Genomic DNA, 15,997 nt, shown 5'->3' with positions numbered 1-15,997 from the left:
TACTAGGGCGTGTCCTCATTTTAGAAATGGTGATAAAAATGAGATAAATTGCCGTCAAACAAGGAAAATAGCGCAGATAATATCGAGATATTAGTCAGCTATTTGACGCCGTTTGGCAAGATTTAGCTATTTTTAACCCATTTAGATAACTATCGATTGAATTAAGGACATGCCCTAGACTAGCGCCCTATTGCTGAACTACAAATACCTATATTAAGATGCACAAAACGGGATTGTATGAATAGTAACAATGTATGTTATGCAAGGAACACGATATGAAAGGTTTTGATATTTTACGTGGTGCTGTATTAACAAGTTTAGCATCGATATTTTTATTAAATACTGCTCAGGCTAATAATGCATTAAAGATGACACTAACAGCAACCAAAGTGATGAAAGATGCTGAAGGTCAAACCAGCTATATACCGATACGCACCGCACCCACTGGCACCATCGTTCAATACAAAGCAACTTATACCAATGCACTAGACAAAGACATTAGGGATATGGCGGTGATACTACCTATTCCCGCCAATATGGTCTTTACGGGTGAAGCTTACCCGGCTAGCGCACTTGCCAGTATTGATAGCAAAAATTACGGCCATATACCTTTGATGCGAAAAATAAATGGCAAGATGATTAAAATCCCTTTATCTGAATATCGCACCTTACGTTGGGATATAAAGTTATTACCAGCGAAAAAATCAGCAGCCGTTGCATTTAATACCATGGTAGATTAAAACACTTATAACCTTCATAAATATGCGCATAGTAAGAGAAACGACTTACTAATAACACCCTCCTACAGAGATATAGTCGTGATACGTGCCATAAGCAAATGTCGACACCGACTCTGTAAAACAATCACGGCCAGATCTATCGACAAAAACATCGCTAAAAACAGTAAACACAAAAAAGCCAACATGTCATGTTGGCTTTTTTGTGTTTACATAGCTTCAATATTCTTTAACGCTCTACACTGATGATTTTTTACGTGGTAGCTTTTCTGGTAGATAGCAACGTAAGTAAGCGATGAATGCAATATTCGCTTCTTGGATATACTCATCAGTAATTTTTTGATGACGACGATAAGATAACGTAAATATAGAGTTGATAATGCTATAAGCAATCAACAACGTATCTTGGATATCATGGAAACCTGGCATTTCATAACGCTCTGACAAACGCTTATAAACCAAATCAATGATTTGATAGTTGATATCTTCACCGAAGCTATCACCTTCGAAATCAGGCGTATTGGTATCATAAATAAGCTTAGCTTTGGTTTCATCATTATGGAATATCGTCACACACTGATCGATGAGTGCCGTCAGATAACCCTGCCATCTATCATAATTACCAATATCAACTGTTTCTACGATCTCTAATATTTCAATAGCATTTAAAAAGCGTAATGCTAAAAATATTGCTTCGATATTAGGAAAGAAGTGATAGGCAGAAGCTCGTGGGATACCTGCTTCTTCACACACAGCGGCCAAAGTGATATCATTAATGGGCAGTGTTTCACTCAATTTTTTGGCACCCGCCAACAACTTTTGGCGACGTGCTCGACCTTGCTGACTCGTAAACTTAAATTTATTCGGTACAAGCTTTTTTGCTAGCTCCGAGTCTACCAACACATCTTCAATCTTTTCGTCTTTATTTTCGCTCATCATAGGCCTCTTAATATTACACCCTGTTTTATAGATACAAACTTCATTAGATAATATTAATTTTTATTTAAAAATTAAGCTATGTTAACTAACAATGTCACGCTAATATGCGCACCATCTCTAACGGAGAGGCATCATAAACGCTTGTACACCATCAAGCAAGGAAGATAAATAAGTTAAGTAATAGTAAAGTATAGGTCAACAATCTAATAGAGTTAACCATTTAATGCAATTCAATATATCAAACTTAATGATTAGGTTTAATCATTAAGTTTAATTTTTGCTCTTATAATACCATGATCGATGACTCTATCTGCATAATCCCACTTCAAATGATCATTAAAATAGTCCACCCGTTCAACCTGACCTAGCGAATACTTGCTGTCAGGCAAAAACTCTTCTGAAACAAATAGCTGGTCAATTATTTCTGGCATACCTTGATATATATGGGTATATGCCACATCTTTCATCCAACCATAACGCGCTTGAATACGAGCGGCATCGAATAGTGCAACATCACGCATGCTCTTATCATAATTGACTTCCCCAGTCTCCGCCATCAACTGAGTGGTCACACTACCCGTAACGTCATTCATATCACCTAACAGAATCAATGGCTCCTGAGTATGATGTAGTCTTTCAATGACAGACATGCGGATAGAAGCAGCTTCTGCAGCACGCATACATAAACTACGCAGTTTGGCACGAACTCGAATGTTTGGGTCATCCATATCTTCTAGTAAGTGACCTTTATCATCACGTAGAAAAAAAGCACGCTTACTTTTTAAATGTGCAGTAACAATCGTAATCGGTTGTCCATACGCATCAACACGCAAAATCAACGGTGGACGATTAAAGTGCTGATGAGGACCAATATCAGGAATATCAATCACCGCTTTTGGCTCAATGTCTGTTAATAAACTGCTTTCTAAATGTTTAAAACGACTAATAATACCAACAGCAGGGGTATTTTGCGCACCTTTACCCTGCGTATGAGGACTAGAAACATCATTACTGGCTAGTGGCGCGACAACATGCTCGCGCTTAAACCCCAATGAAACAGCTAAATCTGTTAACGCTTGGCTGTCCCATACCTCTTGTACTGCAATGATATCAGCGTTTGCCTTTGCTAAAAGGCTACTAATACCACCTAACTTGTGCTCGTATTCATCATCACTGTAAGCAGGCGCATTGTCATAATAAATTCGATTTGGATTAGCAAAATTAAGTAAATTAGCAGTGGCTATATAAAACTGTTTGTCACTGTCATTATTAACCATAAATTACTCACCATTCTAATTATTATCAATTTCTTCATACATCATAAAATATATTTATAGTTAATAATATACAACAAAAAAGCTCCCAAAGATAACTTTAGGAGCGATAAAATAACATAAATCTTATTTATCTTGATTGTCAGTATAGTAAATTCTACAACCACACTAAATTTGGTAATGAGGTAGTAAGCTTATCTACTATTTACTTACTGTCAGTTAATCTTACTGTTAGATTAACCTCATCATCTAATACTCAAGAATAATCTCAATTAAGACACGCGATTCCATGCATCACGTGAAGCTTTACGTGCATCTTTCCACTCCATACGTGACTCGCCCTTGACTTCGTGCCATGAGCGTTCTAAATCTGCCTCATGATCTTCAAAACGAGCATCTACAGGATAGTTAGCACGATTAGCATAACCTACTGCGTACGCTGGATGTAAGTCACGATCAAAATCGTAACCTTCTTTATAGTAGTCCATGTTTGCATATTCTGCACGCCAGTAAGCTTCTTCGTGAGTAGGATCAATAGCCTCTGCTGCTGCATGACCTGCTCCGCCACCAACAACTGCACCAATAGCACCACCAATCAATGTTCCTAGTGGACCTGCCATCGTACCAATAGCAGCACCTGCGGCCGCACCGCCCACGCCACCAATACCCGTTCCTAATGGGTGAGAACCTGGTTCACCTGTGATGATGTCAGCATTTAAGTCTTGCTTACTCTCTTTTGTCATATGTTTTACTTCACTGCGATCAATATCATCATAGTTACTCATATTATTATCCTTAAATTATTTGTTATATATTAGATTTATTTTTTAATAAAGAATTAGCATATTCCGCTTAATCCATCTAAAGTATAAGAATTTATGGGTAATGACAGATAGACCGGTTATGTAAACTATGTCCAAGTTACGATTATCTTGCGTTACAGCCTGTATCTTTACAACGTTTTTGTAGGAAAGCAGAGTACTTTAAGTAATTTTCGATTAAGTGATCCAGCTAATTGATGAGATTATTTTAGAATTTATAATACTTTCAACGCTCTATCGATCGCCTGACGCCACTTATTAAGGTGCTGATCTCGCTCATCATTGGACATTGTAGGTTCAAAAACCCGATCAACTTGCCATGACGCTTGCATCGTTGTGTCGTCATACAATCCAGTTTTTAATCCTGCAAGTAATGCAGCACCTTTGGCAGTGATTTCTGTATCTCTCGGGCGCAGTACTGGCACGTCTAGTAAGTCGGCTTGGAACTGCATAAGCAAATCATTATTTGCAGCGCCACCATCCACTCTTAACTCAGTTAGTGGATGAGGACTGTCTTTTTGCATAGCGATAAGAACGTCATACGTTTGATAAGCCACTGCTTCTAGGGCTGCTCTGGCAATGTGTGCTTTGGTCGTGCCACGGCTCATTCCCGTAATACTTGCACTGATGTCCGAACGCCAATAAGGAGCACCTAACCCTGTAAATGCAGGCAGTAACACTACGTCTTCACTACTCTCCACTTGCCGTGCTAAATCTTCAATATCGCTACTTTTTTGAATCATGCCTAAATTATCACGTAACCATTGGACGATCGCGCCCGCCATAAACACACTACCCTCTAAAGCATAAGTGACTTCTTTTTTGGGTGGCTGCAACATACGCTTACCAGACTGCACGATCTGATCAAACGATAAACTGTCTGGACGAGCCGATATAGGTCGTCGTTGCCACGCAATCGTCGTCAACAGCTTATGCTCGCTTAACTTTGGTATTTGACCAATATTCATCAGCATAAAACACCCTGTACCATAAGTGTTTTTTGCCATGCCTGAATCAAGACAGCCTTGTCCAAAAAGCGCGGCTTGTTGGTCACCTAATACAGCATGAATAGGGATTTGTTTGGCAAACAGTCCTTTTTTGGTTTTTCCAAAGTCACCATCAGAAGCAACCACTTTGGGCAAAATATTCATAGGTATCGAAAAACGCGCACACAACGCTTCTGACCAAGTCAGCTTATGGATATCAAACAACAAGGTACGAGACGCATTGGTTACATCAATGACATGCTCACCACCAGTCAACTTATAAATAAGCCAACTGTCTATGGTTCCGACAGCTATTTCACCTTTATGGGCACGTACACTCAATTTGGGGTTATTTTCGAGCATCCAAGCAATTTTGCTGGCACTAAAATACGGATCTAAACGCAACCCTGTAATACGTTGTACTTCGCTTACCATGTCGTCATTGCTGTCTTTAGCGACGCTTTCAGCAGCCAATGTTCTACAATAATCCTCGGTACGGCGGTCTTGCCAAATGATAGCAGGAGCTAAAGGTTTACCTGTTTGCCTATCCCACATGACAATAGATTCACGTTGGTTGGTAATCGCAATACTGGCAACATCAGTGGCTAGTAGTCCTGCGCGATTAATCACATCATGTGCACAGCTAATCTGTGTCTGCCAAATTTGTAGCGCATCTTGCTCGACATACCCCGCTTTTGGCGTTTGCAAAGTCGTGGGCTGCTGAACCATTTTTATCGACCGTGCGAGATCGTCATACAGTATCGCTCGACTTGATGTAGTTCCTTGATCTAGCGCCAAAATATATCCTGACATAACGAGTACCTTTTTTTAATATTTTTTATTCTGTATTTTGTAATGGTTCATCTTGTTTAATAACACCATGCAACATAATAATTATTCAATAATGAACCGTTCATACCCCAAAAATAGCCATTCGTAGTATTCGCTACAGCATTACTTATAAACGAATATTTTTAAAATAAATCTATCTACTAGCATACTACTATTGACTATACAATAGAAAACAGGAGAGTATTGACTATTGACCCGTCACTATTGTGGCACTACAGTGTACGCTTTGTTGTCGATAACGCACTTTATATCTCTGTTAAGAAGACTGTATTTTGTCCTCGATTTATCAGTAGATAGCGATAAATAAACGGTTATTGTTATTGAAATATTTAAGACGTTATATGATATCAAAAACCTTGCATTCTAATTAATGGCTTATGTGACTTATGAAATTTGCTCTATCGACTCTGTCTAATTCAGTCATGATGTTTACACTCATGGCCTTGGCTGCTTCTAATCTTGCAAGTGCAAACGAAAATGATATTGAGTCCCCAAACCAAGTAACGCCAATCAATGATGCTGACAACCAAAGCAATATTCAAAAAAGCTATGCCAAAAATAAAACCATTGCCACCAATAGCGAAATAGAAATATCTCAGCAACAGCCTAATTTAAAAACGCTAGTGGACCCAACCACTCATAAAAATATCGATAGTAGCTATTCATTAGAAGTACCTAGCTTATTGAGTCTTGAACAAGCACAGAATATTTTACTGCAAGTCTCACCCAAATTAGCAGCCAATCAAGCTGCGATTGCTTCAAGTGAATATCAAACAGATGCTCTCGATACGTTAGACAACCCGCTTGTATTTGCACGAGTGTCAGCTACGGCTTACAACTTGGACACCGATCTTGATTTATCGTCACTCAAAAGCGGTGTTGTCAATGAGGCTGACAGCCTAGCACCTTATTTTCCAAATCTGCCGAATTTGGGCGAATTGGCTGATGAGCGCATCCCTGATTCTTATGAGTTAAAACGTTCAGGTTCAACATCGGGTGCAGGAGTCGGCGTATTATGGCCTATTTATACTGCCGGACGCACCACAGCATTGACTAGTGCTTCTGAGGCACGTACCCAAGAAGCCATCGCAGACAGCTTATTAGATAAGAACGAGCTATATAACACCTTAATTGAACGATACTTCAAAGCGCAATTGGCCATCATTGCCGCTTATCTGCGCGAAGATGCTTATGACACACTTCAGCAAACGGATCATATGGCTCAGCGACTGTTTGAAGAAGGCTTTATCTCGCGTGTGGATCGTCTAGAAGCACAGTCTGCACTGGCAGATGCAAAAAGCGAATCTGTCAATGCTAATAACGATGCACGACTTGCAATGATGGCTTTGCAGCGCCTATTGCGTACGGAATACCGTATCAAACCCACAACACCACTATTCGTTTCTAGTCGTCCTCTGCCAGATGTCACGTACTTTCAAGATTTAGCGCTTGCCAATCATCCAGGCCTACAAAAAGTCGCTGCCAAACGTAAACAAGCAGAGCAGTTACATGCATTATCTGATACTGGTTATAAGCCTACAGTGATGTTGTATGGTTATGGACAAGTCGAGAAGGATCCCAGTTGGGTCGCCGGTATCTCCGCAAGCTGGAAGCTATGGGGCGGGCTAGACAAAACGGCATCGCTGGCATCAAGTAATGCCAAAATACGCCAAGCTGATCTTTCTGAGATCGAAGTCAGTGACAACCTATTATTACTGGTCGAAAAAAACTGGCACGACGTCAATAATGCTCAGTCACGTTATCAGGCGTTACAAAGCAATGTTGATCTAGCGGCTGAAGTATTACGCTTGCGACAGTTAGGGCTACAAGAAGGTGTCAACACGCCGATTGAGGTCGTACAAGCACAAACGCAGTCACTAAAAGCCCGTACTGAACAAGCACAAGCAGCAAATAGTTACGTGCAATCACTGGCTGCGCTGATGCAAAGCTGTGGCACGCCATTAGCTTTTAACACCTATCTCAACGCAGCTGATATTCAATTGCCAACTTTATATACTGAGTAATGATTTAACGTCATAAGGCATACTGATAAATATTTATACTGATTATCATAAAGCTGCCAATTGATACACTCATCTTACTGTGAACAAATAAAATATTTTATGAAAAAACTGACGTTTAAATCTGTAGTTGGCTGGCTACAGCCTTTATTGAAAACGTGGCGTATCGCAAACACTTCTAATGTTTGGGCACACTGCGCGAGCGTAGGTTTTTTTGGGTTTTTATCAATTTTTCCAGTAATGGCAGTATTTGTGCTGCTATATGGTCTGGCCTTTTCGCTCACTGAGATGCAAGAACAGATTGCAATTTTGCGTCCGTTTGTACCTGATACGGTATACGAAGTCCTCAATTCACGCCTAAGCGATCTGGTTTCTAGTACTGCATCTACACTGACTGTCAGTCTTATTGTATCGACTTCATTTGCTCTTTATGCTGGCTCTAAAGGCATCAAATCGTTAATCGTTCTTGTCAATCTTGCTTTTCATATCACGCAAGAGCGTGGCTTTATACAAAGTACCATTCGATCAATTGGCTTGACCTTCGCCGCAGTTGTAATATTAATTATAACAATCTCCTCTATCGCTATCATTCCATTAGCGGCAGCCTACTTTCCCTTCCCTCAAATTGCTAAGACAATTGCACTTTGGAGCAGGTGGCCTATATTGACTGGTATCATCTTTTTAAGCTTTTTGGGCTTTTATCGCCTAGCCCCTAACCGTGGCGCAGTCGCACTAAAGAAACTAGTGCCAGGCTCAGCGCTAGCAACCATTCTTTGGATTATATTGTCTGTACTATTTTCAATTTATGTCCAAAACTTTAACAACTATAGTGCTGAGTTTGGCGCACTATCAGCTGCCGTGGTCATTATGCTGTGGCTTTATTATTCAGCATTTATTGTCGCTTTTGGAGCTATCTTTAACTCTGAAGCCATAGAAGATGCCAAACCTTATGCTACTCGAGTGTACTAGGGCGTGTCCTAGTCATCAATTTTTTACCTCTACTCTTCGCTTTATTGCTTTAGGAACCTCACCGTCATGACTGAATCTACCAACGAATCAGGCGACTCACGCAAAGTAAACGACTCAGATAGCTCTACTGAATCAAATAATGGTCAGCATGAGCAAACACCGATTGATTCTAATATTGACAACGCGAGTGCTAACGCAGAGCAAACCGTGCCGCCTTATAAACGCGAGGCAATAAAAACTGACAAATCTGCCCTAATCAAAAAAGCCATCCTAGCACTGATTATTCTCATTGTGCTGGGTATGGTTGCTTATGGTTTGTATAAGAGCAATCAACACAGTGAGCCCGAGGCCATTACCTTGCAAGGGCAAATGCAAATGCAGCAAACCTCTATCGCTGCAAAAGTACCTGGACGCATATCAAAAATCTTAGTCACTGAAGGCGATACTGTTACCATCGGTCAGCAGCTGATTCAAATGGACTCACCTGAGATTAATGCCAAAATTAATCAAGCACGTGCTGGCAAACAGATGGCACAGAGTCAGTTAGATAAAGCAGAAAACGGTGCTCGCCCACAAGAAATTGCTCAAGCAAAGGCAGCATGGCAAGCCAACAAAGCAGGTTCTGATTTGGCAGAAAACACCTATCGACGGGTCAATCGTCTGTATGAAGAAGGACTAATGGCACGGCAAAAACGCGATGAAGCTTATGCCCAATATCTGGCCACCCAAGACCAAACTGAAGCGGCGCTATTGCAATATGACCTAGCATTAGAAGGCGCACGCACTGAAGATAAATCAGCCGCCACAGCGCAAGTCGCGCAAGTCGATGCAAAACTGGACGAAGCACTGGTCGCAAAAGAAGAAGCCAACTTAAAAAGCCCTATCGCTGGTATCGTGGATGACGTTATTGTCAATGCCGGTGAAGTCATTGGAGAAGGTGTTCCTCTACTGACGTTGGTCGATACCAGTGATCAGTGGGTCGTACTCAATGTCACAGAAACCTATTTAAACCAACTAGCAATCGGGCAAAAATTCACAGGTACGATTCCAGCATTGTCATCAGTGAATAAGCCTTATACTAAAGAGTTTACCGTCTATGCCACGTCAACCTTATCTGACTTTGCAACTTGGCGCCCAACCAACAATGATGACGGCTTTGATGTGCGTACCTTTGAGGTGAAAGCGCGTCCTACCACTCCAGACGCCCGTATTCGTTCGGGCATGAGCGTGGTTGTGAGCATTGATTCAGCGTCTACTAACACTAAGAATCAAGAGTAAGCCATGAGCCTGACCAAGTTAAGTGAGGCTTTTTTTCGTAGTGCTGCGTACGAGCGACGATTTTTGTCCAAAAACTCGTGGGACTTGGCGATGGTGATTTGGATACCATTAGCAACTGTGCTATTGATTTGGTGGATATTTTCTCATACGCAAATTACAGACTTGCCTATCGGAGTGATCGACCAAGACAATGGTCCTGTTGCCAATACTGTTGTGCGTTATTTAGAAGCCAGTCCTACCTTGATGGTCAAGCAGCTTTATACTTCAGAAGCTGTGGCAGAAAAAGCCATTTTGCAGCGTAATATCTATGCCGTTGTTATTATTCCTGAAGATTTCTCTCGTAATATTTTATCTGGCAAGCCTGCCCCTTTAATATTGCAAGTGAATGCTCAGTACGGTACACATTCAGGCATCATCCAAACTGGTGTTCAAGCCGTTACTGGCACGTTATCGGCTGGTGTTGAGATACAGCGTTTGGTCAAGCAAGGCATGGCACCATCACAAGCAGTGATTGCCTATTCGCCGATTAGTATACAGCGTATCAGTCTATTCAACACTGCAACTAACTATCAGCAGTTTTTGGCCTCAACGGTAATTCCCGCACTACTACATATTTTAGCAATGGTCATCGGAGCAACGACGATAGGACGTGAGCTGCGTGATAAAAACATAGGCCATTGGTACGACTTTATTACTAATAAAAAAACAGATACAGTTGATGAAGATACTCAACCTAGACAGGCTAGATTTTCTGTACTGTTATTCGGTTTATTGGGCAAGTATTTTTGGCCCATGATGGCTTATAGCATCTGGTCAATGCTTGCTGTTTGGTTCGCTGCACCACAAGACGTTATTGCTATTGGCTCAGTGATTGCTACTTATGTCGGTCTGCTTTTACTAATGATGCTGTCATTTCTTATTGGTGCCATCTTAACCCTAAATTCGTTTTCTTTACGCATGGGCTTATCGTCTACTGGTTTTATTTCTGCCCCTTCTTATGCCTTTGCAGGTGTCACTTTTCCGTATATTGCTATCAGTGACAATGCCAAGCATTGGTCAGACGTGCTACCACTCACACATTATTTAAAGCTACACATTGCACAATTACAGATGAACGCCCCTGTGGCTGTGTCATTACCGATTGTCTATGGCCTCACAATTGCGACGACCATTACGATGATCTTGACGACGCTATTGACCAAACGTGCATTGGCACATCCAGAACGCTGGGGAGCACGCTAATGTCATTGTTACCAAAACAAAATCCGTCTTCTATGGCTGAACACTCAACACTGCAAGCAACATCCCCAACATTTTGGGGTGGGTTCTTGGAGACTTTTAAAGGCATATTTTCTGATAAAGGTGTGCTGTTACTATTAATGATTGCGCCTATTATTTATGGCTTTTTTTATCCTTGGCCATATTCGACCGAGGTAATCGATCATGTGCCCGTTGGTATCATTGACTATGACAACAGTAACTTATCACAGACTGTCGTACGCTATGCCAGTGCCAGTCCGCAGTTAGATACTAAGCGGTTTCTCAATGAACAAGATGCCAAACGGGCCATTTGGGCAGATGAAATCGCTGGGTATATGGTGATTCCGAGCGGCCTTGAACAGCAAGTACTCTCTGGAAAATCAGCGAGCGTCAGTGTATTAGGCAATGGTGGTTATTTTCTATTGAATAAAAATGTTCAGATGGGATTTTTGAAAGCCGTTAGCACCGTATCAGCTGGTATCGAGATTAAGAAGAACGTAGCACAAGGTGTGTATCCAGTAACCGCAAAAGCAAACACTCAAGCGGTACCCTTACAAATCATTCCTTTATACAATCAAACAGAAGGCTATGGCGCGTACATCGTGCCAGCGGTTTCTATTCTAATTTTACAGCAAACACTTTTAATGTCGACGACGATGCTGATTGGAACATGGTATGAGCAGCGTCGGCACATGAGTAGCATCCGTGGCTGGCTTGGTCGTATTTCAGCGCTAAGTGCGTGTAGCTTTGTGATCGGCTGCTTTTATTATGGCTGGGCGTTTGAGCTTCATCACTATCCGCGCGGACAAAACATGCTCGGCAGCTTGTTATTTCTACTAATATTCTGCCCAACAGTTGCAACTCTCGGCTGCGTACTAGGCTTATGGTTCCGTCAACGTGAACGCGGTATGCAAATTCTTATTTTTAGCTCATTGCCGATGTTTTTTATCAGTGGCTATCCGTGGCCTGCAAACCAATTGCCAGAATTTTTACAGATCATTCGTTGGTTAATACCGACGACACCAGCCATCAACACTTCTGTACAGCTAAACCAAATGGGTGCCAGTGTATCCCAAATCTCTACTGGGCTGTATGCACTCGCCGCTTTATGGATATTCTACTTTATATTACTCTTGCTCATTCGCTGGTATACCACTATGAAGCAGCATAAAACCATTTCATAACATGGAGTAAGTGGTTTAATAGGCCTGTTTTATATTGATAAACCAGCTATCAAAAAAGCGCCTGCTAATATTAGCAGGCGCTTTTTTGATTTATACAATATAAATAGGCGATGATTTAAAAAACTCGATTCAAACCATTCAATGCCGCGACACGGTACGCTTCGGCCATCGTTGGGTAGTTAAAAGTGGTGTTCACAAAATACTCAAGCGTATTATTACTCTTACACTTCATAACGGCTTGACCAATATGAATAATCTCTGACGCATGATTGCCGTAGCAATGGATACCCAAGATCTCTAGCGTATCACGATGGAACAAAATCTTTAGTACGCCTGAACGCTCACCAATAATTTGCGCACGTGCTAAATGCTTAAAGAACGCCTGACCCACTTCATAAGGAACTTTTTCATCCGTCAGCTCTTGCTCTGTTTTACCAATACAAGAGATTTCAGGAATGGTATAGATACCAGTCGGCACACTAGATACTGGCTCGGCATCATCATCACCTACCATAAAGGCAGCAGCACAGCGACCTTGGTCATAAGCGGCAGATGCCAGAGATGGCCAACCAATCACGTCACCAGCAGCGTAGATGTTTTTAATATCAGTGCAATATGTGTCGTCAACTTTCAACTGACCGCGGCTATTGGCTTTCAGACCAACCGCTTCTAAGTTCAGACCTTCGGTATTACCTGAGCGACCATTGGACCATAGAATGGCATCAGATTTGATTCTCTTACCACTCTTTAGATGTAAGACCACATAATCATCGTGCGTTTCAAGATGATCAATCTCTTCATTACTACGGATCAGCACACCAAATTGTCTAAAATCATGAGCGATAGCATCGCTGATTTCGCTGTCCAAATAATTGAGCAGCTGATCTTGGTTATTGATTAAATCAACCTTGTAACCCAAACCAGTAAAGATAGACGCATACTCACAACCAATTACGCCTGCACCATAAATGATGATTTTTTTGACCACATAATCCATTTGCAGAATTTTATCAGAATCAAAAACGCGTGGATGATCAAAGTCTAGAATATCAGGACGGTAAGGACGGCTACCAACGGTAATAATCGCTTTGTTAAAAGTAATGGTTTCAAACACATTGTCATCGGTTTCAATACGTAATGTATGGGCATCGATAAAGCTGGCCCAACCGTGAATCACTTCAATGCGGTTGCGCTCATAAAAACGCGTGTGCGTATTAACTTGACGACGTATTACTTGACGCGCCTTGGCCAACACTTCATTTAGGGGTACTTGCTTATATTCCATCGCCTTAGTAAACATCGGGTCACGGCGGAAGTTAATTAAGTTAAATACTGATTGGCGTAGCGCTTTACTTGGAATCGTGCCTACATGAGTAGAGTTACCACCTACTTGATCACGTGGATCAACGACCGCTACTCTTTTGCCAGACTTAGTCAGTTTCATAGCAGCCGCTTCACCAGCAGGACCTGCTCCTAAAACAACTGCGTCATATTCGTATGCATGGTTGTCGCTTTTTAGACGACGTGAATCTTTGGTAAAACCAGATTTGATATCAATTCGTGTGTCATCGAGAGGATTCACAAGATCAGGGTGATGCATCACATCATCAGTGACTTGCTCATGGGTTTGTTCAATTTTTTGTTGTTTGTTTTTTCCGACAGTGTGCTCAGGATTAGGCGCGTGACTACTTGCTTTATTAGATACTTCAGTATGGCTTTCTTCACCGATATCATTAGTTGCATCGCTTGGTTTTTTAGTTCCCATCGTATCCTCTTTATATGTACTTATTGGTTTGATATTTAGGTCATGAACGAATCAAAATTTGAGTGAGTTAGTATCACCGTACTAAGGCATTCCTACCATACGTTGTGAGACAATGTTTTGCAATGTCCAATAGCCATTAGGACTTTGTTCTGCTTCATCGATTTGCGGGCGGGCACTGATCACGTATTCAGTACCAAGCGTTGGCTCAAAACCCTCAATCCAATCATAAGGAACTTCAAACATGCTACCGTCTTTGCTAGATTTGGCAAGCAAACACTGCATCGGTAATTCCGAAGCACAGGCCACACGGTTTGGCATGATGGTTAGCATTTGCGCGTCACCTAAGACAATGGTTGGTACATAGCGCGGCTCAGGGACTGGTTGACGTGACGTCTGACAGGCTGTCAATAATGTCGCTACGCTTAAAAAACTGGTTAATAATAAAGGGGTCTTGCTAGACTTATAAGCTAAACTCATAATATTCTCTATAGGATAATGAGGTTGTATTAAATGACGATATTAATAATGGTATAAACAATCTTCAAGGGTTAAACAGTTAATGTTTAATTGAGTTTTATCAATCTTTAACCAATACGACGTTTCAGACCTGTCATTTGTAGAATACGAGTGGCAATTTCTTCAACAGACATCTCGGATACATCCAAGCTGGGGATGCCATGAGTGATATAAATCCCTTGTATCGCACGCTGCTCCTGCTGGCATTGCTGATAACTAGAATAACGACTACCCGCGCGGCGCTCTTGGCGGATTTTCACCAAACGATCTGTATCAATAAGCAGACCAAACAATTTGTCTTTATGCTCACGCAATGCTTTTGGTAATTGATTGTCGTACAAATCATCTTCAGTCAAAGGATAATTGGCTGCTCGAATACCAAACTGTAACGCTAAGTATAGTGACGTTGGGGTTTTACCAGAGCGTGACACCCCAACCAAAATGATATCCGCCGCATTATAATGACGGGTACGTGCGCCATCATCGTTATCTAAAGCAAAATGCACTGCGTCAATACGCTCTTTATAGGTCTCAGAATCAACATTATCATGGGCATGACCTGAGTGCCCATCAGGCTCTACACCGGTCTCTTCCGCGACTCGCCCAATCAAACCCTCATACATATCCAAGTTACAACTTTGTGCTGCGTTGATTTTTTCACGAATCTCAGGGTTGACTATCGTATCAAACACCAAAGGTAGTAAACCATCTCGTTGATAGGCCATATTGATTTGCTCAACCGTATCTTCCGCACGCTCAAGGCTGTCCACATAAGGCAACACTCTGGTTTCAAAAGGTACCGAAGCAAACTGACTCAAAATAGCACGGCCCAATGTCTCAGCCGTAATTGCTGTCCCATCTGAGATAAAAAATGCGGTTCTAACAGCTTGTGAGCTGTCTAAGTTTAATGCATGCCGGTTTTGAATAGTGGACTTCACTTGTTCAGTAGGGTTGTTTGAGTACATACGTTGGCACCTCAATTGGAAACACAATGATAATCTTTTTTTGGCTTATATTTTTCATACTACTCTAGGACGTGTCTTCATTTTAAAAATAGTGATAAAAATGATCGTCAAACAAGGAAAATCGCGCAGATAGTATCGGGATATGAACCGGCTATTTGACGATATTTATTCCGTTTAGATGGCTGTCGAGTGAATTGAAGCCATCCCCTAGACATATTTAGCGCCTATATAAATCAGCCTTGATATTCAATATATATGCAATAACAGACCTACATTATTTATGCTCTATATTATACGCATAATAGCGGCCTAATAGAAATTAATGTTACAGATGCGTACTTAGAAACCAATATAAAAGCCAACTATATCTCTAGGACATACTGAGATTAGCGACTCTTTCACCAAGCCTGTTATGACACCTTGGTAATTG

13 protein-coding genes are annotated in these 15,997 nt (G+C 41.3%); 6 read left to right on the top strand and 7 right to left on the bottom strand.

Annotated features, from left to right (window positions below):
- The first annotated feature begins 275 nt into the window (after window positions 1-275).
- Window positions 276-740, top strand: coding sequence for a hypothetical protein (locus ACT3QP_RS06055; RefSeq protein ID WP_444524841.1), 465 nt, complete (start codon window positions 276-278; stop codon window positions 738-740).
- 234 nt (window positions 741-974) lie between these two features.
- Here the strand turns inward: ACT3QP_RS06055 and ACT3QP_RS06050 are convergent, their stop codons facing one another.
- The 4 genes from ACT3QP_RS06050 to glpK form a co-directional block, all read right to left on the bottom strand.
- Window positions 975-1,673: a TetR/AcrR family transcriptional regulator gene (locus ACT3QP_RS06050; RefSeq protein ID WP_192520790.1), complete on the bottom strand. Its 699-nt coding sequence runs from the start codon at window positions 1,671-1,673 to the stop codon at window positions 975-977.
- Between the two features lie 260 nt (window positions 1,674-1,933).
- A complete protein-coding gene (locus ACT3QP_RS06045) occupies window positions 1,934-2,953 on the bottom strand; it encodes an endonuclease/exonuclease/phosphatase family protein (protein WP_444524840.1) in 1,020 nt (339 codons plus the stop codon).
- Window positions 2,954-3,222: 269 nt separating this feature from the next.
- Window positions 3,223-3,735 (bottom strand): hypothetical protein, encoded by a 513-nt coding sequence (locus tag ACT3QP_RS06040; RefSeq protein WP_444524839.1) that lies wholly within the window; start codon window positions 3,733-3,735, stop codon window positions 3,223-3,225.
- A 251-nt stretch (window positions 3,736-3,986) separates the two neighbouring features.
- Entirely contained in the window at window positions 3,987-5,570 is a 1,584-nt protein-coding gene (glpK, locus tag ACT3QP_RS06035; protein ID WP_444524838.1) for a glycerol kinase GlpK, read from the bottom strand.
- A 425-nt stretch (window positions 5,571-5,995) separates the two neighbouring features.
- Between glpK and ACT3QP_RS06030 the strand changes: the two genes are divergently transcribed.
- The 5 genes from ACT3QP_RS06030 (at window position 5,996) to ACT3QP_RS06010 (ending at window position 12,321) form a co-directional block, all read left to right on the top strand.
- Window positions 5,996-7,633 carry a TolC family protein gene (locus ACT3QP_RS06030; protein ID WP_192519849.1) on the top strand — a complete coding sequence of 546 codons (1,638 nt, stop codon included), beginning with the start codon at window positions 5,996-5,998 and terminating at the stop codon, window positions 7,631-7,633.
- Window positions 7,634-7,732: 99 nt separating this feature from the next.
- Window positions 7,733-8,599 carry a YihY/virulence factor BrkB family protein gene (locus ACT3QP_RS06025; RefSeq protein ID WP_444524837.1) on the top strand — a complete coding sequence of 289 codons (867 nt, stop codon included), beginning with the start codon at window positions 7,733-7,735 and terminating at the stop codon, window positions 8,597-8,599.
- A gap of 66 nt (window positions 8,600-8,665) precedes the next feature.
- Window positions 8,666-9,877 carry an HlyD family secretion protein gene (locus ACT3QP_RS06020; protein ID WP_444524836.1) on the top strand — a complete coding sequence of 404 codons (1,212 nt, stop codon included), beginning with the start codon at window positions 8,666-8,668 and terminating at the stop codon, window positions 9,875-9,877.
- A 3-nt stretch (window positions 9,878-9,880) separates the two neighbouring features.
- Window positions 9,881-11,119, top strand: a complete 1,239-nt coding sequence (locus tag ACT3QP_RS06015) for an ABC transporter permease (protein WP_444524835.1) — start codon at window positions 9,881-9,883, stop codon at window positions 11,117-11,119.
- The gene (locus ACT3QP_RS06010; protein ID WP_444524834.1) at window positions 11,119-12,321 is read left to right on the top strand and encodes an ABC transporter permease; all 1,203 of its coding nucleotides are present in this window, start codon (window positions 11,119-11,121) and stop codon (window positions 12,319-12,321) included. Before ACT3QP_RS06015 ends, ACT3QP_RS06010 begins: the two co-directional genes overlap by 1 nt.
- 115 nt (window positions 12,322-12,436) lie before the next feature.
- Here ACT3QP_RS06010 and sthA read toward each other — a convergent pair whose 3' ends face one another.
- The 3 genes from sthA to ppsR all read right to left on the bottom strand — a co-directional run bounded on the left by sthA (window position 12,437) and on the right by ppsR (window position 15,567).
- On the bottom strand, window positions 12,437-14,086 hold the full coding sequence (gene sthA, locus ACT3QP_RS06005) for a Si-specific NAD(P)(+) transhydrogenase (RefSeq protein WP_192519843.1): 1,650 nt from the start codon (window positions 14,084-14,086) through the stop codon (window positions 12,437-12,439).
- 81 nt (window positions 14,087-14,167) lie between these two features.
- On the bottom strand, window positions 14,168-14,563 hold the full coding sequence (locus tag ACT3QP_RS06000) for a DUF4377 domain-containing protein (RefSeq protein WP_444524833.1): 396 nt from the start codon (window positions 14,561-14,563) through the stop codon (window positions 14,168-14,170).
- Window positions 14,564-14,670: 107 nt separating this feature from the next.
- A complete protein-coding gene (ppsR, locus tag ACT3QP_RS05995; protein ID WP_225739221.1) occupies window positions 14,671-15,567 on the bottom strand; it encodes a posphoenolpyruvate synthetase regulatory kinase/phosphorylase PpsR in 897 nt (298 codons plus the stop codon).
- Between the last annotated feature and the right edge of the window lie 430 nt (window positions 15,568-15,997).

The organism is Psychrobacter sp. AOP7-B1-24, assembly GCF_052376215.1.
GTDB lineage: Bacteria > Pseudomonadota > Gammaproteobacteria > Pseudomonadales > Moraxellaceae > Psychrobacter.
Note: the sequence above shows the minus strand (reverse complement) of the source record. Positions and strands in the feature narration are given on the sequence as shown.

Excerpts from the sequence above, each read along its gene's own strand:
- ACT3QP_RS06045 (WP_444524840.1), bottom strand. The coding sequence starts at position 2,953 with ATGGTTAATAATGACAGTGACAAACAGTTTTATATAGCCACTGCTAAT.
- ACT3QP_RS06000 (WP_444524833.1), bottom strand. The coding sequence starts at position 14,563 with ATGAGTTTAGCTTATAAGTCTAGCAAGACCCCTTTATTATTAACCAGT.
- ACT3QP_RS06020 (WP_444524836.1), top strand. The coding sequence starts at position 8,666 with ATGACTGAATCTACCAACGAATCAGGCGACTCACGCAAAGTAAACGAC.
- ACT3QP_RS06040 (WP_444524839.1), bottom strand. The coding sequence starts at position 3,735 with ATGAGTAACTATGATGATATTGATCGCAGTGAAGTAAAACATATGACA.
- ACT3QP_RS06030 (WP_192519849.1), top strand. The coding sequence starts at position 5,996 with ATGAAATTTGCTCTATCGACTCTGTCTAATTCAGTCATGATGTTTACA.
- ACT3QP_RS06025 (WP_444524837.1), top strand. The coding sequence starts at position 7,733 with ATGAAAAAACTGACGTTTAAATCTGTAGTTGGCTGGCTACAGCCTTTA.
- ACT3QP_RS06010 (WP_444524834.1), top strand. The coding sequence starts at position 11,119 with ATGTCATTGTTACCAAAACAAAATCCGTCTTCTATGGCTGAACACTCA.
- glpK (WP_444524838.1), bottom strand. The coding sequence starts at position 5,570 with ATGTCAGGATATATTTTGGCGCTAGATCAAGGAACTACATCAAGTCGA.
- ppsR (WP_225739221.1), bottom strand. The coding sequence starts at position 15,567 with ATGTACTCAAACAACCCTACTGAACAAGTGAAGTCCACTATTCAAAAC.
- sthA (WP_192519843.1), bottom strand. The coding sequence starts at position 14,086 with ATGGGAACTAAAAAACCAAGCGATGCAACTAATGATATCGGTGAAGAA.
- ACT3QP_RS06050 (WP_192520790.1), bottom strand. The coding sequence starts at position 1,673 with ATGAGCGAAAATAAAGACGAAAAGATTGAAGATGTGTTGGTAGACTCG.
- ACT3QP_RS06055 (WP_444524841.1), top strand. The coding sequence starts at position 276 with ATGAAAGGTTTTGATATTTTACGTGGTGCTGTATTAACAAGTTTAGCA.
- ACT3QP_RS06015 (WP_444524835.1), top strand. The coding sequence starts at position 9,881 with ATGAGCCTGACCAAGTTAAGTGAGGCTTTTTTTCGTAGTGCTGCGTAC.